The sequence below is a fragment of the Niveispirillum sp. KHB5.9 genome (assembly GCF_048066115.1).
Classification (GTDB): domain Bacteria; phylum Pseudomonadota; class Alphaproteobacteria; order Azospirillales; family Azospirillaceae; genus Niveispirillum.
Genome location: NZ_JBLTYX010000003.1, coordinates 443,168 through 462,474, shown reverse-complemented (window position 1 = coordinate 462,474; position 19,307 = coordinate 443,168). Strand labels below are relative to the sequence as shown.

At 66.5% G+C, this 19,307-nt stretch carries 22 protein-coding genes; 12 read left to right on the top strand and 10 right to left on the bottom strand.

Features of this window, described 5'->3' with window-relative positions; genetic code table 11:
- Nucleotides 1–94 precede the first annotated feature (94 nt).
- The 3 genes from prfA (at nt 95) to ACM9HJ_RS08785 (ending at nt 2,158) form a co-directional block, all read left to right on the top strand.
- Entirely contained in the window at nt 95–1,177 is a 1,083-nt protein-coding gene (gene prfA, locus ACM9HJ_RS08795; protein ID WP_416571335.1) for a peptide chain release factor 1, read from the top strand.
- Nucleotides 1,178–1,249: 72 nt separating this feature from the next.
- On the top strand, nt 1,250–1,696 hold the full coding sequence (locus ACM9HJ_RS08790; RefSeq protein WP_416571334.1) for a thioredoxin family protein: 447 nt from the start codon (nt 1,250–1,252) through the stop codon (nt 1,694–1,696).
- A gap of 102 nt (nt 1,697–1,798) precedes the next feature.
- Nucleotides 1,799–2,158, top strand: coding sequence for a YciI family protein (locus ACM9HJ_RS08785; protein ID WP_416571333.1), 360 nt, complete (start codon nt 1,799–1,801; stop codon nt 2,156–2,158).
- Between the two features lie 122 nt (nt 2,159–2,280).
- Here ACM9HJ_RS08785 and ACM9HJ_RS08780 read toward each other — a convergent pair whose 3' ends face one another.
- Nucleotides 2,281–3,078: a class I SAM-dependent methyltransferase gene (locus ACM9HJ_RS08780; protein WP_416571332.1), complete on the bottom strand. Its 798-nt coding sequence runs from the start codon at nt 3,076–3,078 to the stop codon at nt 2,281–2,283.
- Nucleotides 3,079–3,390: 312 nt separating this feature from the next.
- On the opposite strand from ACM9HJ_RS08780, the gene ACM9HJ_RS08775 reads away from it, so the two are divergent.
- Nucleotides 3,391–5,193, top strand: coding sequence for an ATP-binding protein (locus ACM9HJ_RS08775; protein ID WP_416571331.1), 1,803 nt, complete (start codon nt 3,391–3,393; stop codon nt 5,191–5,193).
- Nucleotides 5,194–5,374: 181 nt separating this feature from the next.
- On the opposite strand, the gene ACM9HJ_RS08770 is transcribed toward ACM9HJ_RS08775, so the two are convergent.
- Nucleotides 5,375–6,313, bottom strand: a complete 939-nt coding sequence (locus ACM9HJ_RS08770) for an alpha/beta fold hydrolase (protein ID WP_416571330.1) — start codon at nt 6,311–6,313, stop codon at nt 5,375–5,377.
- A 176-nt stretch (nt 6,314–6,489) separates the two neighbouring features.
- Between ACM9HJ_RS08770 and cmk the strand changes: the two genes are divergently transcribed.
- Both cmk and rpsA read left to right on the top strand, forming a co-directional pair.
- Nucleotides 6,490–7,149 (top strand): (d)CMP kinase, encoded by a 660-nt coding sequence (gene cmk, locus ACM9HJ_RS08765; RefSeq protein ID WP_416571329.1) that lies wholly within the window; start codon nt 6,490–6,492, stop codon nt 7,147–7,149.
- Between the two features lie 436 nt (nt 7,150–7,585).
- Entirely contained in the window at nt 7,586–9,280 is a 1,695-nt protein-coding gene (rpsA, locus tag ACM9HJ_RS08760) for a 30S ribosomal protein S1 (protein ID WP_416571328.1), read from the top strand.
- A 91-nt stretch (nt 9,281–9,371) separates the two neighbouring features.
- Here rpsA and ACM9HJ_RS08755 read toward each other — a convergent pair whose 3' ends face one another.
- Nucleotides 9,372–9,665, bottom strand: a complete 294-nt coding sequence (locus ACM9HJ_RS08755; protein WP_416571327.1) for a helix-turn-helix domain-containing protein — start codon at nt 9,663–9,665, stop codon at nt 9,372–9,374.
- A gap of 82 nt (nt 9,666–9,747) precedes the next feature.
- Between ACM9HJ_RS08755 and ACM9HJ_RS08750 the strand changes: the two genes are divergently transcribed.
- Nucleotides 9,748–10,062, top strand: coding sequence for a hypothetical protein (locus ACM9HJ_RS08750; protein ID WP_416571326.1), 315 nt, complete (start codon nt 9,748–9,750; stop codon nt 10,060–10,062).
- A gap of 19 nt (nt 10,063–10,081) precedes the next feature.
- On the opposite strand, the gene ACM9HJ_RS08745 is transcribed toward ACM9HJ_RS08750, so the two are convergent.
- The 4 genes from ACM9HJ_RS08745 to ACM9HJ_RS08730 all read right to left on the bottom strand — a co-directional run bounded on the left by ACM9HJ_RS08745 (nt 10,082) and on the right by ACM9HJ_RS08730 (nt 11,626).
- The gene (locus ACM9HJ_RS08745) at nt 10,082–10,378 is read right to left on the bottom strand and encodes a hypothetical protein (protein ID WP_416571325.1); all 297 of its coding nucleotides are present in this window, start codon (nt 10,376–10,378) and stop codon (nt 10,082–10,084) included.
- Nucleotides 10,379–10,485: 107 nt separating this feature from the next.
- On the bottom strand, nt 10,486–10,647 hold the full coding sequence (locus ACM9HJ_RS08740) for a hypothetical protein (RefSeq protein ID WP_416571324.1): 162 nt from the start codon (nt 10,645–10,647) through the stop codon (nt 10,486–10,488).
- 93 nt (nt 10,648–10,740) lie between these two features.
- Nucleotides 10,741–11,175 carry a hypothetical protein gene (locus tag ACM9HJ_RS08735; protein WP_416571323.1) on the bottom strand — a complete coding sequence of 145 codons (435 nt, stop codon included), beginning with the start codon at nt 11,173–11,175 and terminating at the stop codon, nt 10,741–10,743.
- Nucleotides 11,176–11,227: 52 nt separating this feature from the next.
- Nucleotides 11,228–11,626, bottom strand: coding sequence for a group III truncated hemoglobin (locus ACM9HJ_RS08730; protein WP_416571322.1), 399 nt, complete (start codon nt 11,624–11,626; stop codon nt 11,228–11,230).
- A gap of 184 nt (nt 11,627–11,810) precedes the next feature.
- On the opposite strand from ACM9HJ_RS08730, the gene pip reads away from it, so the two are divergent.
- The gene (pip, locus tag ACM9HJ_RS08725; RefSeq protein ID WP_416571321.1) at nt 11,811–12,761 is read left to right on the top strand and encodes a prolyl aminopeptidase; all 951 of its coding nucleotides are present in this window, start codon (nt 11,811–11,813) and stop codon (nt 12,759–12,761) included.
- Nucleotides 12,762–12,874: 113 nt separating this feature from the next.
- Here the strand turns inward: pip and ACM9HJ_RS08720 are convergent, their stop codons facing one another.
- Complete coding sequence (locus ACM9HJ_RS08720) at nt 12,875–13,342, bottom strand: GNAT family N-acetyltransferase (protein ID WP_416571320.1); 468 nt, start codon at nt 13,340–13,342, stop codon at nt 12,875–12,877.
- A gap of 245 nt (nt 13,343–13,587) precedes the next feature.
- Here ACM9HJ_RS08720 and ACM9HJ_RS08715 point away from each other — a divergent pair, with 245 nt between their 5' ends.
- The 3 genes from ACM9HJ_RS08715 (at nt 13,588) to ACM9HJ_RS08705 (ending at nt 16,031) form a co-directional block, all read left to right on the top strand.
- A complete protein-coding gene (locus tag ACM9HJ_RS08715) occupies nt 13,588–14,256 on the top strand; it encodes a glutathione S-transferase family protein (protein WP_416571319.1) in 669 nt (222 codons plus the stop codon).
- A 91-nt stretch (nt 14,257–14,347) separates the two neighbouring features.
- Nucleotides 14,348–15,055 (top strand): hypothetical protein, encoded by a 708-nt coding sequence (locus ACM9HJ_RS08710; RefSeq protein WP_416571318.1) that lies wholly within the window; start codon nt 14,348–14,350, stop codon nt 15,053–15,055.
- Between the two features lie 100 nt (nt 15,056–15,155).
- On the top strand, nt 15,156–16,031 hold the full coding sequence (locus ACM9HJ_RS08705; protein WP_416571317.1) for a glycosyltransferase: 876 nt from the start codon (nt 15,156–15,158) through the stop codon (nt 16,029–16,031).
- Between the two features lie 185 nt (nt 16,032–16,216).
- Here ACM9HJ_RS08705 and ACM9HJ_RS08700 read toward each other — a convergent pair whose 3' ends face one another.
- A complete protein-coding gene (locus ACM9HJ_RS08700; RefSeq protein WP_416571316.1) occupies nt 16,217–17,491 on the bottom strand; it encodes a DUF445 domain-containing protein in 1,275 nt (424 codons plus the stop codon).
- A gap of 41 nt (nt 17,492–17,532) precedes the next feature.
- Nucleotides 17,533–18,459 (bottom strand): SDR family oxidoreductase, encoded by a 927-nt coding sequence (locus ACM9HJ_RS08695; RefSeq protein WP_416571315.1) that lies wholly within the window; start codon nt 18,457–18,459, stop codon nt 17,533–17,535.
- Nucleotides 18,460–18,510: 51 nt separating this feature from the next.
- Between ACM9HJ_RS08695 and ACM9HJ_RS08690 the strand changes: the two genes are divergently transcribed.
- The gene (locus ACM9HJ_RS08690) at nt 18,511–19,305 is read left to right on the top strand and encodes a tetratricopeptide repeat protein (protein WP_416571314.1); all 795 of its coding nucleotides are present in this window, start codon (nt 18,511–18,513) and stop codon (nt 19,303–19,305) included.
- Nucleotides 19,306–19,307: the final 2 nt, after the last annotated feature.

Here is a 19,307-nt window from a genome sequence, read left to right as displayed (position 1 = left end):
GCCGGGCGGGGGCTTTTTCATTTCCGGGTGACCGCGCCGCCTTGATCGCCTATATCCACGGGCTCTGGCGTCGATGCGAATGGGCCCTTTCCCCTTGTCGGACTTTGAAACGAGATTTGGCGAACCGCTCGCCAAGGTGATGATGCGGTTCGATGAACTGCGCGACGCGCTGGCGTCCGGCGCCATGGCCGGCGACGCCTTCGTCAAGGCCAGCCAGGAATATGCTGAACTGGAACCCGTCGCCGCCGCCATCGCCGAGATGCGTCGGGCCCATGCCGACATGGGCGAGCTGGAGGCCATGGCCGCAGGCGACGATGCCGAGATGCGCGATCTGGCGGCCGATGAACTGGCCGAGGCCAGGCGCCGCCTGCCCGACCTGGAACGCCGCATTCTGCTGGCGCTCTTGCCCAAGGATGAGGCCGACGAGCGCAACGCCATCCTGGAAGTGCGCGCCGGCACCGGCGGGGATGAGGCCGCCCTGTTCGCGGCCGAACTGTTCGAGATGTACAAGCGCTATGCGGTATCTCAGGGCTGGCGCTTCGAGACCATGGATGTCAGCGAGACCGGCATCGGTGGCTACAAGGAGGCCAGCGCCACCATCACCGGGCGCAGCGTATTCCGCCGGCTGAAATTCGAATCGGGCGTGCACCGGGTACAGCGCGTGCCCGCCACCGAAACCCAGGGCCGCATCCACACATCCGCCGCCACCGTCGCCGTGCTGCCGGAGGCGGAAGAGGTGGATATCCATATCGATGAGCGCGACTTGCGCATCGATGTCTTCCGTTCGTCCGGCCCTGGCGGCCAGTCGGTCAACACCACCGACAGTGCCGTGCGCATCACCCACCTGCCCACCGGCATCGTGGTCAGCCAGCAGGACGAGAAGAGCCAGCACAAGAACAAGGCCAAGGCCCTGAAGGTGCTGCGTGCCCGGCTGTATGAGGCGGAGCGCCAGCGGCTGGCCGATGCGCGCGCCGCCGACCGCAAGAGCCAGGTCGGGTCGGGCGACCGGTCGGAGCGTATCCGCACCTATAATTTCCCCCAGGGTCGCATCACCGACCATCGCATCAACCTGACGCTCTATGGTAAGATCGACAGGTTCATGGCCGGCGAGATGGATGAAGTCATCGACGCCCTGATCGCCCAGGAAGAGGCGGAAAGATTGGCCGAACTGCAATGACGCCGTAAAAGCGCCATGGCATGCACTGAGTTTGTTGGCGGGCCCCATAATAACAATGGCGGAGGAAACCCGATGTCCAACCCAGGCAATCCGGCCAATCCCGGCACCCCCCCGGATTTCTTTACGCGTTTTCCCATGCGGGAAGTGACCAGCACCGAACTGGACGATGTATTGGCGGAGCTGGATGCCCCACCCTTGTCCGTCTTGTTCCTGTGGGGCCGCGACTGCCCCAATTGCGACATCGCCAAGCACGCCATCCTGTCGGCCCCGCCGCGCTTCATCTGGCCGGAGGTGCGCTGGCTGCACGACAATGTCTATGACGACATGGAAATGGCCAACCGGTTCAGCCTGCACGGCATTCCGGTCTTCTTCGTGTTCCGGGGCAAGCGGCTGATCGGCAAGATCACCAGCTGGCCCGGCATCGGTGATTTCACCAATGTCATCGCCGGCCAGATCGCCGCCTTGCCGGGTTATCATCCGCCGCAGGGCAAGCCGAAGCTGACCCTCGTAAAAGGCTGACATATTTTTTGGAGGGCGATGTCGGCATCGCCTGTGTGGCACCGTCCTTGGGATATCAGGGCCGGGAACAGCTCGGCTTACCCTTGAACAGAGGAGACGGTGATGCGCGTGATGGTGATCGTCAAGGCCACGGAAGACAGCGAGAAGGGCACCATGCCCTCGGTCGAACTGATGGAAGCCATGGACAAGTTCAATCAGGAACTGGTCAAGGCCGGCCTGATGATGTCGGGTGACGGGGTGAAGCCGACATCCCAGGGCTATCGCATCGCCTTCGACGGCGACAAGCGCACCCTCATCCCCGGACCCTTCACCCCGGCATCGGAACTGCTAGCCGGCTTCTGGATCTGGCAGGTGAAGGATATGGAAGAGGCCATCGCCTGGGCCAAGCGCTGCCCCAACCCCATGCCCGGCCCCAGCGAGCTGGAAATCCGTCCGTTCTATGAGGAAGCGGATTTCGCGTGAGGCTGTGCACCCTCAGACGCCGGGCGCCGCCATCCGGCGGCTTGGTTTACGCGACCACGCGGTCGCGGGCCGGCAGTCGCCGGCCTCCAACGGTCATCTCTGATGACCGTTGGGCTTACAACCTATTTCCCCTGGGTCTGCTTGCGTTCCGCCGCCACGCGGCCGAACGCCGGCTGGGCCTGGGGGGACAGCACACGCTGACGCTCGCGCACCTTGGCGCGGGCCGGGTTGGCGTAGATCTGCTTGGATGCCTCGACCATATGCACCCCGGCGAAGGCCCGGAACCAGCGATGGCCCACCTCCTCCACCGCTGGCGCGCTGGCCAGCAGGAAGCGCAGGCGGGTGGGCGGCAGGAACAGGGCGCAATCCTCCCGCTCCGGTACGAACATGTTGGCCTTCAACGTGCCGCGCAGCTGGCTGGGGGAGAAGGGGCTGCCCAGGCCGAAGGGGGTGCGGTCCGACCGGGCCCAGATGCCGCGCCGGTTGGGCACCACCGCGATCAGCCGGCCGCCACCGGCCATGACGCGCCAGATCTCCCGCATCAGCGGCCGCAACTCCTCGGTACATTCCAGCCCATGGACCAGCAGCACCCGGTCGATCGACATGTCGGGGAAAGGCAATTCTGCCTCATCGGCCAGGGTGACGCGGCCCGGCCCTTCCGGCGGCCAGGCAATGACGCCCTGGCTGGCCGGCATCACCGCCATCACCCGCTCCGCCTCTTCCTGGAACATGGTCAGGTAGGGGGTGGCATAGCCGATGCCCAGCACGCGCTGGCCCGCCAGGTCGGGCCAAAGCTCCCGGATGCGGCGGCGGATCAGGCGGCGCACCACCTGTCCGGTGCTGCTGCGATAGAATTCGCGAAGATCAAGGACGTCGCTGTACATGCCGGCCAGGATATCATGGCCGGTCAGGGGACGCATGGGAAAGAAAGGGCAAAAGAAAAGCCGGCTGTGCCTGGCACGCCGGCTGTAGATGATCATCCCCGGATCGGCGAGACACGTCCAGGGTTCCATCCCGGTGGGATCGCAGTCACCCGCAACCTCACGGCAAGGCGGACAATACGCTAAAGCCCCCCCGCCGCCAGCCATGATTGCTCTCGGCCGCCGTCATTTGGCGCCCAAGTCACATTTCTGCAACATGGTGCGGCGCAACGGGCACGCTCCGGCCGATACGCAATCCTTCCATTCCGATGGTAATCGATTACACTTGATGTAAATACCGGATGAATGGCCATGCGCCGATCGCATGGCACGGGGGTGCGGTTGATGGGGCAAGCCCAAAGGTTGCTGTTGGCGAACCTGTTCGTGGCCCTGGCCTATGCGGCCACGGGCTGGCTGGGCCTTCAAATACCCTTCGCGGGTGAGGCGGTTACACTGATCTGGCCGCCCACCGGCATCGCGTTTGCCGCGCTGTGGCGTGGTGGCCCCTGGCTTCTGCCGGGTGTCTTCGCCGGTGCCGCCGGCTTGAATCTGCTGATGTTCGGCAATCCCGCCTTCGCCCTGCCCGTCGGGATGGGCAATTGCCTGCCGGCCCTGGTTGCCTGGGCCGTGCTGCGCCATGTGCGCGGGCCCAGGCCCCTGTTCGACGGGCCGGGCGGACTGTTCGCCTTTCTGACCATCCCCGTGCTGCTGACCCCGATGCTGAGCGCCACGACGGGCGTGCTGGCCGCCCTGGCCGGCGATGCCGACCTGGGCGAAGGCATGATCAGCGCCTGGACAAGCTGGTGGGTGGGCGATGCGATGGGCGTGCTGCTGGTTGCCCCGCCGCTGATCCTGATGGCCGCCCCCGGCGCCACCGCCCTGCTGCGCCGACGCTGGGCCACGGCCCTGGGGCTGGTGGCCGGCGGCGCGCTGCTGCTGACGGCCATGGCGCTGCTGGAACCGCTGTGGCTGCGGGAAGCCGGGCGCTTCGCCCTGTTCTGCCTGATCCTGACGGCGGGCCTTCGGCTGGGCCTGCTGGGGACGGCCCTCTATACGCTGCTGGTGGCCGCCGGGCTGTGCCTGATGACGGCGCGCGGGCTGGGTCCGTTCGCGGCGGCCGATTATCATGCCAGCTTCGCCACCCTGCTGGCGGCCCTGTCCATCCTGGCCGTGGCCGGACTGGCCCTGGCCACGGTCATGGCCACACTGCGCCGGGTGATGCTGGCCGAGCGTGAGGCACGGCACCAGGCCGAACAGGCCCTGACCCGCCTGTGCCAGACCCAGGACAATCTGGTGCAGGCCGAAAAGATGGCCTCGCTGGGCCGTCTGGTCGCCGGCATCGCGCACGAGGTGGCGACCCCGGTCGGTACCGCGCTGGCCGCCTCCACCCGGTTGGCCAACGACACGCGCGGCATCGAACAGGCCCTGTCCGGCGGCACCCTACGCCGGGAACAGATGAACGAATATATCGATGCCACCTCGCTGGCCGCCCGCATCCTGCAATCCAACATGGAACGTGCGGCGCGCCTGATCGAGAGCTTCAAGCATGTAGCCGTGGACCGCACGCGCCAGGATCGCCGCCGCTTCGATCTGGCCGGTTACCTGGAAGAGGTGGTGATCTCCCTGCGGCCTCAAACCCGTAAGACGCCGCACGCCATTGCCCTGACCGGTGCCACCCGCCTGCCGGTCGACACCTATCCCGACGCCGTGGCGCAACTGGTGACCAACCTGCTGGTCAATGCCGTCACCCATGCCTTCCCCGACGGGCGCCAAGGCCGGGTGGAGGTGGATTTGCGCGCCGATGCCGGCGGCTGGGTCGAACTGCGCATCCAGGATGACGGCTGCGGCATCGACCGTGAACAACTGGATCGCGTGTTCGAGCCGTTCTTCACCACCCGCCGCGAACGTGGCGGCAGCGGTCTGGGCCTCTATCTGGCCTATAACCAGGTGTCGCAGAAACTGGGCGGGACGCTGACGGTGGAAAGTGCGGCGGGGCGCGGCACCTGCTTCCTGGCCCGCTTCCCCGCCGAGGCACCGCCCGCGACGGAAACGGGAGAGCCGGTGACCACATCCGCCGCGCCCATCGACCTGGCCACCAAGCGCCGGAGTGCTTGAGTTTCGGCTCTTCCGCTCTGTAACCTGCCCTCCCCCTTGATGGGGGAGGAAGGGACCCGCCGCGAAGCGGTGGGAAGGAGAGGGTGGCAGCCGAACATTGGGCGTTGTCCCCTCTCCCTCCCAAGCCTGACGGCTCGGGTCCCTCCCTCTCCCGCAAGCGGGCGAGGGCGATATGCCCCTGTTATTGCGCCAGGAATTCCCGCACCGCCGCCACGGTGGCGGCCGGGTCCTCCTCCTGCGGCATGTGACCCAGGTCGGGGAAACTCACCAGCTTGGTGTTGGGCATGGCGGCCTGGAACTTCTGTGGTGTGGTGGCGAAGGCCACCAGACGGTCCTTCTCCCCCCAGAGCAGCAGGGTCGGTGCCTGGATGGTGGCCAGCATTGACGTCGGATCATGCAGCAAATAGGCCGACGCGCGTGCCAGCTGTGCCGGCCGCACGCCCGGGGACAGCCAGGAATGGTAATAGGTATCCAGCATCTGCGGCGTGAACCGGGCCGGATCACCATAAAGGCCCCCGATCCGTGCCTTCAGCACATCGGGCTTCAGCGAATAGGGCAGCATCTTCGCCGCATCCGGCAGCACCACCTTCTGCTCGAACCCTAGCCCCGGCAGCGGATAGCCGCCCGGCGCCACCAGCACCAGCTTTTCCACGCGGTCCGGATTGGCTGCCGCGAAATGCCAGGCGATCTGCCCGCCCAGCGAATTGCCCGCCAGCACAGCCTTGTCCACCTTCAGCGCGTCCAGCAGCGCCTTCAACTGCACGGCGTCGCGTTCCGGACCATAGATGCCGGCAGGGTCCGGTCCGGTCAGCCCATGGCCGGCCAGATCATAGCGGATGACCCGATGATCCTTCGACAGGTCGGCGGCCCAGCCATCCCAGCTCTGCAACATGGAAGCATTGCCATGTATCATCACAACTGCCGGTGCCCCGTCCGGCCCTTCCTGGCGGACATGGAAGCGCACGCCGTCCACCTCCACGAAATCCGTGGGGGCGCGGGCGAACCGCGCCTCGGCCGCCGCGCGCGACAGGTCCGGCGTCCAGGCCCACCAGACGAAGCCGCCAGCGCCGGCCACGACCAGCAGCAGGACGGCCAGAAGGATCTTCCCCAACAGGCGCATCTTTCTTCCCCCCAAGGATGATTTGATTGTGCTTGGACCAGAGCATGGGCAAAGCCGGGTTCCACGGCAAGACAAATGAAAACTGAATCATTGTTCATGTTGTCCGCCGTACTTGACGCACGGGTCCGCATGGCGCAAAGCCTGCCGCGCCTTTCCCGCTGATCCGGATATTTCCCATGACCCGTCCCGTCATCGCCATCGATGGTCCCGCCGCATCGGGCAAGGGCACGCTGGCCCGCAAGGTGGCACAGGCCCTGGGCTTCGCGTTGCTGGACACGGGCGCGCTCTATCGCGGCGTGGCGCTGACCATGATCCGGGCCGGGGCCGACCTGGGTGACGGGGATGCGGCAACCGCCACGGCCCGAGCCCTGACCGCCGCTGACATCGACCGGTTGACCCACGACCCGGCCCTGCGCCTGGATGAGACGGCGGTGGGCGCCTCGCGCGTGTCCGCCGTGCCGGGTGTGCGCCAGGCCCTGTTGGATTTCCAGCGTACCTTCGCCGCCAACCCGCCGGGCGGGGCGCCGGGCGCCGTGCTGGACGGGCGCGACATCGGCACGGTCATCTGTCCCGATGCGCCCGTGAAACTGTTCGTCACGGCCAGCGTGGAAGTCCGCGCCCGCCGCCGCTTCGCCGAATTGCAGGGCCGCGGAGAGAACCCGGATTTCACCGACGTGCTGGCCGACATGGCCGCGCGCGACGATCGCGACACCAAGCGCGCCGTCGCCCCGCTGGTGCCGGCCGCCGATGCCGTGCTGGTCGACAACTCCGACATGACGCCCGATCAGGTGTTCCAGACGGCGCTGGAGATCGTGCGGGCCCGGCTTCCCGCCTGACACCCATGCGTGGAGCGCCGCCGAAACGCAGGCGCACAACGGACTCATTCGGTTGCGGTGGCGCCGCATGACGGTTATATAAGCCGCCTGTCCCGAAGGACATGAAGGATCGTGACGCGAGCGACGACCGCGCGGGTGGAAACCCGATGCCGGTCGGTGCCCGCGTTTTTGCTTGGGTAAAACGTCCTCACCGGTGCCGATGCACTGGTGTCCCCATGGCCTTCAACCGGTTCCCCGCCCGGCATTCCGCCGAAGGGAACGGGCCTCTTCGGGATGGACCCGTCCGGGTGACCGGGCGGGAGAACGTACCAAAGCCGCCGGGCGTGGTGTCCGGCGCGGCGGTGACAAGGCTTCGCGGCCGGCTCGGGCGTGCCGGAAACGGGAAGCGGCGTTGCCGTTGTCTTCAACCCGAAACAGTTTGCCCATTGGAGTTCAAATGGCACAGGTTTCCGCCGCGAAGGAAAGCTTCGCCGCTCTGCTTGAAGAGTCCTTCGGTTCCTCCGACAGCCTGGAAGGCACCGTCGTCAAGGGCCGCATCCTCAGCATCGACAACGACCAGGTCCTGATCGACGTTGGTCTGAAGTCCGAGGGCCGCGTCGCCCTGAAGGAATTCGCCGTCCCCGGTCAGCCGATCGAGCTGAAGGCCGGCGACACCGTCGAGGTCTATCTGGAGCGCATGGAAGACAAGAACGGCGAAGCCGTCCTGTCGCGTGAGAAGGCCAAGCGCGAGGAAGCCTGGACCCTGCTGGAAAAGTCCTTCACGGACCAGTCCCGCGTCACCGGCATCATCTTCGGCCGCGTCAAGGGTGGCTTCACCGTCGATCTGAACGGCGCCGTGGCGTTCCTGCCGGGCAGCCAGGTCGATATCCGTCCGGTGCGCGACATCGCCCCGCTGATGGGCACGCCGCAGCCGTTCCAGATCCTGAAGATGGACCGCTCGCGCGGCAACATCGTCGTCTCCCGCCGCGCCGTTCTGGAAGAGAGCCGTGCGGAAGCCCGCTCCGAGCTGGTCGCCTCCCTCAAGGAAGGCCAGATCCTGCAGGGCGTGGTCAAGAACATCACCGACTACGGCGCGTTCGTGGATCTGGGTGGCGTTGACGGCCTGCTGCACGTCACCGACATCGCCTGGCGCCGCATCAACCACCCGTCGGAAGCCCTGCAGATCGGCCAGACCGTCACGGTCCAGGTCATCCGCTTCAACCCGGAGACCCAGCGCATCAGCCTCGGCATGAAGCAGCTGGAAGCCGATCCGTGGGAGGGCGTGGAAGCCAAGTACCCGCCGCAGGCCAAGTTCAAGGGTCGCGTCACCAACATCACCGACTACGGCGCCTTCGTGGAGCTGGAGCCGGGTATCGAGGGTCTGGTGCACGTCTCCGAGATGAGCTGGACCAAGAAGAACGTCCATCCGGGCAAGATCGTTTCCACCTCTCAGGAAGTGGAAGTGATGGTCCTGGACGTGGATCCGGTGAAGCGCCGCATCTCGCTGGGTCTGAAGCAGACCATGCAGAACCCCTGGGAAGCCTTCGTCGAGAAGTTCCCGGGCGGCACCGAGCTGGAAGGCGAGGTCAAGAACATCACCGAATTCGGTCTGTTCGTTGGTCTGCCGGGCGACATCGACGGCATGGTCCACCTGTCCGATCTGGACTGGTCCACGCCGGGCGAGACCGCCATTCAGAACTACAAGAAGGGCGATCAGGTCAAGGTCAAGGTCCTGGACGTCGACGTCGAGAAGGAGCGCATCTCGCTCGGCATCAAGCAGCTGGCCGGCGACCCGTTCGAGCAGGCCGCTGCCGGCGTGAAGAAGGGCGAAGTTGTCACCTGCACCGTCACCCAGGTCACCGAAGGCGGCATCGAGGTGGAAGTGGGCGAAGGCTTCACCGGCTTCATCCGCAAGTCCGACCTGTCGCGTGAGCGTTCCGAGCAGCGCCCCGACCGTTTCGCCGTCGGCGAGAAGGTCGATGCCAAGGTCACGCAGATCGATCGCGGTTCCCGCAAGATCGGCCTGTCGATCAAGGCCAAGGAAGTCGAGGAAGAGAAGTCCGCGATGGCCGAGTACGGCTCGTCCGACTCGGGCGCCTCGCTGGGCGACATCCTGGGGGCGGCCCTGAAGCGCAAGCAGCAGAACGACTGATCCGGCAACGGATCGGCCTTTTCTGAAGGGCTGTAGAGTAAGCGAAGGCCGTCGGGGCGACCCGGCGGCCTTTTGCTTTTGGGGGCGTAGGTCAGGTCGAGGCGTAAGCCGAGCCCTGACCTACGGCTGTTTTCAGACTAACGCCGATCAGGCCCTGTTCCTCGTCCCGATGGAACACAACGCCACGCGCCTCGAATGCGGCCAGCAGATCGCGTAGGGTGCGCTTCTGAGGTGCACGCAGACCTCGTTCAAAATCGGTGATCGACGCCTTGGAGACGCCGCTAGCGGCAGCGAGATCGTCCTGCGAGATTTCGATCAACGCCCGTGCCGCCCGGCATTGGGCAGCAGAGATCATAAAAAAATTGGTATATCCTAAATTATTCATTGTTTCATTCTCAGAAACTTGTCATGATTTCAGAATTATAAGCTGATTTCCCACGTGCCACCATCGGCATGGAGATATGCCCATGGCCGGGCAAAGCGACCGTTCCATCACCCCCCAAACCGCCACCGGCGACCTGCTGTCGCGGCTGCTGCCCATGTACCGCCAGGATACAGGCCGGATGAGCGACCAGGAACGGGATGCGTTCCTGGACGAGCGGGAACGGCTGACTTGGGCGCTGGCGCAGAAACCGGGGCAGGGCACGGCAGATATGGCTGCCAAGCTGGCCATCCTCTGCCGGCGCCTGCGCGGCGACCTGGGGCGAAGCTGCACGCCGGGCCCGGTGGCGGACTACCTGCTGGCCGAAAGCATCCGGGCGGACATGGAGGGGATGGGGTAGGCCCGGGGCCGGACCTGCCCTACGGCTTGATCCCGGTGGCGTTCACCATGGCGCGCAATGGTTCCGGTAACTCGTCCGGCCAGTATTTCATGTCGGGCGGTGTCGGCTTGTTGAAGCCGGCATGACCGTTCTTCTCCGAACAGAACAGGTGATAGCGCATGGGAGAGTCCAGGAAGAACACCCAGTTCCCGTCTGGCTCCCGCTCCCAGCGGGCCTCAGCCTTGTATGCCTCCACGCGCACGATATGGCCCGTGCAGGCGCGGCCATTGGCATAGGTGAAGGGGCAGGGGATCGGCTCGGGCTGAGCAGTCATCATCGTTGGTCCCCAAGAAGCGATATCGGGAGACTATCCGACCCGATGGCCATCGGCGAACCACAAAAAAGGCCGCCGGATCACACCGGCGGCCGATTCCATGGTCAAGATCAGAGCTGCCGCCCCGTCCCATCCGTGCTGGCGAACACCGAATGCAGGAACCAGAGGATGAAGGTGGCGAGCAGCATGAAGCCGCCCCACTGGCGGCTGATGGTCATCACGCCGCCGGCGGCGGCCAGGGCGGCGATGTAGAAAAGCAGGGACTTTTTCATCGTATTGGGCTTTCCGTCCAGGCGCACAGGGCGGGCGGCAGGGCCGGCAGGCCGCCGCAGGAAAGCCTGTGCGCATCTATCGATCAGGGTGGATCAGGCGGAAAGCCCGGCCGGCGGGCCGGTCGGCATGCGGGCGGCGTGGCCCGCGCGGGGATGGGGGACATCGCCGGCCGGCCCGGCGGCAATAATCGCCACCGCCACCGGATAGGGCGGCAGCGCGGGCACCGCGTCCGGCAAGGCCTTGGCCGGCGCATCACCACCGGACAGATCGGGTCTCGCCTGTTCCCGCTCACCCTGTGACAGTACGGCCGGTGCCTCGGCCAGGGCGGCACGCAGGCTGCCGCCAGCCGACAGGCCGTCACGGACCCGTTCCGCCTCGCCACCCGATCCACCCAGCCCCGCCATCGCACCGGCCATGGCCAGCAGTGACAGCAGCAGCAGTGCCTTTACCCGGTCCGACCATTGGCCAAGGCGCCCGCGCGGGGGCGGGGTCGGCTGGTCGGAGGGAGGGGCGGAGCGGTCGGTCATGGGGCGCAGATAGGATGCTTCAAGGCCGGGCGCAAGGGGGTGGATGGATAGATCAGCCCGATCGTGCCATGGCGATGCCCTGCTGCAACGCCTGGGCCATGCGTTCGGCCTTGTCGCGCAGGAAGGCGGATGCCTGGGGCGTGAACAGCCGATCGGCCGTCTCGGCGAACAAGGCCAGCCAGCGCTGGAAATGTGCCGCCTCAAGCCCCGGAATGCCGGCATGGACCTGCATGGGGCGGCCACCATAGCGGCCGGTACCCATGGTCACCGACGACCAGAAATCATGTACCCGGCGCAGATGGGCCGCCCATTCATCATCCCCCTCCCCCACCATGGCGTGGAAGACCGGACCCAGCAGCGGGTCCAGCCGGACATTGGCGTAGAATGCCACGATCAGGGCGGCCAGACTGGTGTCATCGATGCGGGGATAGGGGGGATCGGCGTCATTCATGGCCCTGTTCTATATCAAAGCCCCTTAAGTTTAGCTTAGGGGGATTTGATACGGCGGCGACCGAGGCCGCTGATCGGAACGATCAGCAGAAACGAACATGACGGACACAGGCTTGTCCGCGCGGACGGTTTGCGTTGCGCCGATCGCTTGCCTACAATCGCCATAACAACAAACGGATGCATCCATGCCCCGCGGCGACCTCTTCTCCCCGCTCGACCCTTTCCAGACCGGCCGACTGAAGGTTGATGATCTGCACACGATCTATTGGGAACAGAGCGGCAATCCCGATGGCGTGCCGGTGCTGTTCCTGCATGGCGGGCCGGGTGCCGGCGCCTCGCCCACCCATCGCCGGTTCTTCGACCCCACCTTCTACCGCATCATCATCCTGGACCAGCGCGGGGCCGGCCGGTCCACGCCGCTGGGCGAGTTGCGCGACAATGACATTCCGCATCTGGTGGGGGATCTGGAGGTGCTGCGGGCCCATCTGGGCATCGACCGCTGGATGGTGTTCGGCGGGTCCTGGGGTTCCACCCTGTCCATCGCCTATGCCGAGGCGCATCCCGACCGGGTGATCGGCCTGATCCTGCGCGGCATCTTCCTGATGCGCCGGTCGGAGATCGACTGGTTCCTCTATGGCATGAAGCAGATCTTCCCGGAGGCCTGGGCCCATTTCAACGCCTATATCCCGGCGGATGAGCGGGGCGACCTGCTGGAGGCGTACTGGAAGCGGCTGACCCATCCCGACCCCAATGTGCATCTGCCGGCAGCCCGGGTCTGGAGCATGTATGAGGGGGCCTGTTCCACACTGATGCCCAGCCCGGAACTGGTCTCCGCCTCGGGCGAGGATACGCACGCCCTGGGGCTGGCCCGGATCGAGGCGCATTATTTCCGCAATAACGGCCTGGACCCGGAAGACAGGCTGCTGCGTGACATCCGCAACGTGCGGCACATCCCCGCCGTCATCATCCAGGGCCGATACGACATCGTCTGCCCCATCCGCACGGCCGACGAATTGCACCGCGCCTGGCCGGAGGCGGACTATATCGTGGTACCCGATGCCGGGCACAGCGCCATGGAACCCGGCGTGCGCACCGCCCTGGTCCAGGCCACGGAGCGGTTCAAGACACTGCGCTGAAGCTTTTCGTGTTCCTCAGGCGCCGGCGCCGCATCCGCGGCTTGGCTTCACGCCGCACGTGCGGCGCGGCGGCGGTCGCCGCCGGAGCGGTTTCCGGTTACCCGCAAACCGCTCTAAGCGCCCGCACCCGGCCGGATCGTGTAGCGCACGTAAGGATCGGCCCCGCCCGACACCTTGTCATAGAGGATGCGGGCGCGGGCATTGTCCGTCTCGGTATGCCAATAGACGCGTCCCCAACCGGCCTCGCTGCCCATCCCGACCAGCCGGTTGATCAGGGCCCGCCCCACGCCCTGGCCGCGCGCCGCCTCCGCCGTGAACAGATCCTCCAGATAGCAGAGCAGTTGCGCCGACCAGGTATGGGGGTGCAGCACATAATGGCAAAGTCCCAGCAACCGGTCCTGGGCATCGACAGCCACCAGACCATTGACAGGGGAGACGGGGTCCAGGATGCGGCACCAGAGCGTTTCGGTCACCCGTTCCGGCACCTGCACCTTGTAGAAGGTGCAATAGGCGTCCCATAGCGCCCGCCATTCGGTCCGGTCGGTGGCCACGACCGTCCGCACGCTCACTTCACCCGCCATCATCCACTTCCCTGCTGATCTCCAGCCTCCGGATATCGCATTGGCGGCGGCCCCTGTCCATGCGGCGCATGTGACATCGGGCATATGACCATCGATTTTCCCCATGATCACAAGAGCCTGGGCCCGGCAAGTCGGCGGCTTCCCCCGACGGCTTCCCCCAACGGCTTCCCCTTGTCATGCCCCCTTGGCCTGTGGCACAGCTTTGGTTTGGCCGGCGGAACGGCGGCGGCGGATCGGAACGGCGCATGCGGACCCTTTTTCACCATCCCCTCTCCCCCTTCTCGCGCAAGGTGCGGGTGGCGCTGGCCGAAAAACGCCTGGATTTCGACCTGGTGGTTGAAAAGCCCTGGGAGCGGCGGGAGGAGTTCATGCTGATGAACCCCGCCGGCGAGGTGCCCGTGCTGGTGGAGGACGATGGCACCGCCATCGCCGAGCAGGGGGCGATCTGCGAATATCTGGAGGACGCCTACCCCACCGCCACGCTGCTGGGCAGCGAGGTGGCCCTGCGCGCCGAGGTGCGGCGGCTGGTCGGCTGGTTCGACGTGAAGTTCAAGGCGGAGGTCACCGACCTGCTGGTGGGGGAAAAGCTGTTCAAGCGCTTCTCCGGCCAGGGCACGCCGCAGGCACAGTCGATCCGCGCCGGCCTGGCCAATATCCATTACCATCTGGACTATATCGGCTGGCTCTGCGAACGGCGCACGTGGCTGGCCGGCGACCAGTTCAGCTGGGCCGACATCGCCGCCGCCGCCCAGCTGTCATCCATCGACTATCTGGGCGACGTGCCCTGGGATGATCATCCGGAAGCCAAGAATTTCTATGCCCGCGTGAAAAGCCGGCCCAGCTTCCGCCCCATCCTGGCCGACCATCAGCCGGGCCTGCCGCCGCCCAAGCATTACGCCGATCTGGATTTCTGATCCTTTCCTCAATCTCGTCGCAATTCGGCCGCAACCCGTGGGTTAGGATGCGGGCGGGGCGTTACCCGTTTGAAGGAAGTGGAGAAACAAGATGCGCCGGTCGTTGGTTCCCTTTGCCCTTGCCGGCCTGCTGGCCGCCGCGGTTCCCGCCGTATCGGCCCAGACCATTGCCCCGCCCCCTGTCACCGACACCGTGTCGCTGAACCTGTCCGTCGAGGATTGGGTGAAGACGGAGACGGCGCTGGTCACCCTGGTGGTCGATATGGCCGGCAACGGCAATGGCGGCACCGTCCGCACCGATGTGCTGAAGGCCGTGGCCGGCATCGCCGATAAGGCGGACTGGCGCATCGTGGCCATGAACCCGCAGAGCGACAGCGCCGGGCTGGAGCGCTGGCAGGCGCAATTGCAGGCCCGCCTGCCGGAAGGTCAGCTGGCGGCCCTGGGCGACCGCGCCAAGAAGGCCAGCAAGCCGGGACAGCAGGTGCGCGTCGGCAACATCACCTTCGATCCCACCCTGGAAGAGACGGAAGCGACCCGCGCGGGCCTGCGCGACCGCATCTATACCCAGGTGAATGCCGAGTTGAAGCGCCTGAGCGCCGCCTTCCCCGGCCGCGCCTATCGCGTGGGCGACATCAGCTTCTCCGAGGAGGAGGCACGGGCGGCTGTGGCGGTCACCAGCGCCTTCCGCTCCAAGGCGGCGATGGAGTCCGCCCCCATGGCCGACGCGTTGCCGGGTGTGCAGCAGAAGCTGGTGACGAATGCCCGCGTCACCCTGTCGGTCTTCGCCCCGCAGCCGTGATCATGTGCGGGGGTGCGGCCGTCACCGAACCGGTTGCAGCCGCACCCCCGGATTCCGTACCATCTCCGGCCATTGGGCAGCGGGCCGGATCGGAGGATGGGTGTCTGACAAGGAAATCGCCCTCATCCTGGCCTGCGACGACGGCTATTTCTTCCATCTGAAGAACCTGCTGCTCTCCATCGCGAGGAATGCGCCGTCGCTGCAGGCGATGGACAAGTTCTGCATTTCACCCGGCATGGCGCCGGAACATGTGGAGTTCATCCGCAGCCACGGCGTCACCTATGTCCCGATCGGCCATGATGCCTTCGACGGGCCGCTGCGCCAGATCGTGGCGCAGAAGCCATACACCTTCTGCCAGTTCATCCGGCCGCTGTTCCCCAGGATCGTCACCGGCTACGAGCACCTGCTCTACCTGGATTGCGACATCTGGGTGCAGGATGACCGGCTGCTGCCGGTCATCACCCAGGCGCTGACCTATTCGCCCCGCCGCGTGGTCGCCGCGCCCCTGATCTCGCATTACTACGAATCGACGATCATCAGCGCCGACAAGAACCTGGAGGTGCAACGCAACTGGGTCCATGGCGGCTATGACATCGTCCTGGCCGAGGCCATCGCCAACCGCACCTTCTTCTCCTCCGGCCTGTTCGCCCTTCCCGCCCGATCTCCCTTCTGGGACCTGTGGTGGCAGGAGGTGCTGGAGGTGGCGCCGCGCATCCAAATGGTCAACCGGGAATTCATCCATTTCGCCGAGCAGACAGCCTTCAACGGCGTCATTGCCCGCCATGGCCTGGCCACGGTGCTGGACCCGCTCTACAATTTCCACTGCAATGCCGGCGGGGTGGCCCGCAGCACCAACACGGGCAAGGTCTGCTCCGTCATGTCCAAGCCGATGCAGGAGATTTGCGTCGTCCATCTGGCCGGATGGAGCGGGCTGCAGGACAGCTACCGCGAGCGCCGGCTGGTCTATGAAGAATAGACCCGGAGCTGCTGGTTTGCCGTGTCATTGACGGGTTATACAGTCGGCCTGAATGATTGCCCTTCGGCCAATCATTCAGGCCCCTCAGTCGCCGGCGCCCACATCCGTGGGCTTGGCTTACGCGGCACGTGCCGCGCGGCGGCAGTCGCCGCCGTACCAACGGTCGAATATTTCGACCGTTGGTATCAGCCGATCCAGCTGTTCAGCGCATAGAGAACGCCGCCGATGGCGGCACCCAGCAGGGTGCCGTTGATCCTAATATATTGCAGGTCGCGGCCCACGCGCAGTTCCAGGCGGTGGGTGAACTCGCCCACATCCTGGGCCTTCAGGGTGCGGGCCACGAAATCGCGGATGGCCTGGCGCCAGCGCGGCAGGGCCCCGACGAAGGCCTGTTCCACCGCCTGGTTCAGCCGGTCGCGGACCGGTGCCTCCTGCATGGCGCCGGCCAGGGATTCCGCCACGCCGTGCAGCGCCCCCCTGATATGCCCGTCCGGCCGGTCCAGGTCGGCCAGGGCCGCGTCGCGCAGGCCCGACAGCAGGTCGTTCAGCAGCGGCCCCATCGCCGTCGGGCCCGCGAACTGCCGCACCGCCTCCAGCAGGCGCTGGGCCAGCTCGCTTCCCTCCTTGATCTCGTCCGGCAGGGCGCGCAGCCAGTCGCGCAATTCCCGCCCCGCCGGGGCGTGCGGGCTGCGCAGGTCCCAGAGATGGCCCAGGATGGCCTCGTTGATGGTTTCGGCCAGGGACTTGTCCATGGAGGACGGCATCCACCAACGCGACTTGTCGGCCACCGCCGCCTCCACGAAGCTGCGCTGGCCGTGGAACAGGTGGATCAGCCGGTCCACCATCTCCCGTACCAGCAGTTCCATGGCGTCGCTTTCCACGAAATGCCGGGCGGCACCGGCCAACGCGGGACGCAGGTCGGCCTGGGACAGGCCGGCGGCCAGCGCCCGGCCCAGCGCCTGGGCCAATGGCGCCTCCCCCTGCTGGGACAGGAGGCCGGGCAGCATGCCGGCCACCAGATCGACCAGCTTGTCGCGGTCGGCCGGGTCGGCCAGCAGCCGGGCGATGCGCGCGGCCGGATCCATGCGCCGCACCTGTTCGACCAGCATGGCGGGTTCCAGGAATTCCCGATCGATATAGGCGGCGATGCCGTCGGCGATACGGTCGCGATTGTGCGGCACCAGGGCGGTGTGCGGGATGGGCAGGCCCAGCGGCCGGCGGAACAGGGCCGTCACCGCGAACCAGTCGGCCAGCCCGCCCACCATCCCGGCCTCCGCCACCGCCCTGAGCGCCGGGGCCACACCCGGCGGCATGAAGGGCGCATGGCTGGCCGCCCAGCCGCCCGCCGCCAGGGCCAGGAACGATCCGGCCAGCCAGCGATGGCGCGACAGGTCGCGGGCCAGACTGTCATCGTCGGCGGCATCAGGAAGGGTCGAGGGGGGTGAATTGGGATCACGCATGCTCACATCCTACGCCGGCCATCGGGTTCCCGCCCCGGAATTTACCCGCCCGTTACAGGCCCGATACCAATTGTCTCGGCCGCCAGCTGCGCCGCCAGCCCTTCACGATAGGTGGGGTACAGCAGGTGATAACCCAACACCTGCTTCAACCGATCGTTCCGCACACGCCGGTTGTCGGCATAGAAGCTGGCGGCCATGGCCGACATGGCGGCCGGATCGAACGGCTCCAGCTTTGGTGGTTCCATCCCCAGCAGGCGGGCGGCATGTTCCACAACCTGGGCTGCCGGTGCCGGCTCGTCATCCACGACATTGCAGGCCGTCCCCGGTTGGGGTCGGGCCATGGAGGCCAGCAGGGCGCCGCCGATATCATCGACATGGATGCGGCAGAACACCTGACCCGGCTTGTCCACCCGCCTGGCCGTGCCGGCGCGCATATTGTCGATGGCGCTGCGTCCGGGACCATAGATGCCGGGCAGGCGGAACAGATGGACGGGCACGCCGGCCCCGCGATGCAGGTCCAGCCACCCCGCCTCCGCCGCTACGCGCCGCCGCCCGCGCGGGCCGGCAGCGGCCAGCGGGGAAGTCTCATCCACCCAGCCACCCCCGGCATCGCCATAGACCCCGGTGGTGGAGAGATACCCGACCCAGCGCAAGCCGGCAGCCCGCGCCGCGATGTCCGGCCCGTGCCGGTCCAGCACGGGATCGCCCGCCTCGTCGGGCGGGACGGAGGACAGGATGTGGGTGACATCGTCCAGGATGGTGGCATCCAGGGGCTGTTCCCGGTCGAAGGCGACGGCGTCGATGCCGGCGGCACGCAGGGAAGCGGCCTTGTCGGCCCCCCGCGTGGTCCCGCCGACCTGCCATCCAAAAGCGCGCAGACGGGCCGCCAGCCGCAGCGACGTGTATCCAAGACCGAAGATGAACAGCCGGCCGGCCGGCATGTCCGGCATGGGGAGCTTGTCGATCATGACTTTTTTGACACTTGCCAGCGGTGGGTGGATGGGGATTTGTAGCGTGCCATGACCCGTCTGCTCAATGCCGGGGCGTTGATCGCCCTCATCCCTCTGTGCCTGCCGCTGCCTGCCGCGGCGCATGAGGGCCTCGTTTTCCCCAACCGCGCCGCTTGCCTGGACCGGGCGGCGGACCTTCCCGATTTCGCGTTCGAGGAGGCGAAGCTGTGGGAGCGCCAGGGCGGCGGGGCCGATGCCCGCCTCTGCCAGGCGCTTTCCCTGCTGCTGCGCGGTGATTGGGAACTGGCGGCCCCGGCGCTGGAGGCATCGGCCGCGGAACTGACCCGCGACTCCGTGCCGTCGCGCGCCAACCTGCTGAGCCGGGCCGGCATGGCCTGGACCAACGCCCACAAGCCGCAGCAGGCCGAAGCCGCCTATGGCAAGGCGCTGGACCTGATGCCGCGTGACACCCAGATCCTGATGGACCGGGCCATCGCCCGGGCCGGCATGGAACATTACTGGGAAGCCATCGAGGACCTGAACCGGGTGGTGGATCTGGCGCCGAAAATGGCGGAGGCCTGGCTGCTCCGGGCCCAGGCACACCATGTGCTGGCGCTGGATGCCAAATCGATGGTGGATGTGGAGGAGGCGCTGCGCCTGTCGCCACAAAATGGTGAGGCATTGCTGCTGCGCGGCAATCTGCGCGCCGCAAAAAGCGACGCGTTGCATGCCAAGCAGGACTGGGAAGCCGTGCGCCGCGTGGCCGCCGGCACGCCCGCCGCCGCCATCGCGCTCCAGAACCTGAACGCGCTCGACCGTGCGCAGACGGAACAGAAGCGGGAATTGAAGAAGAAGGAAAAATAAAC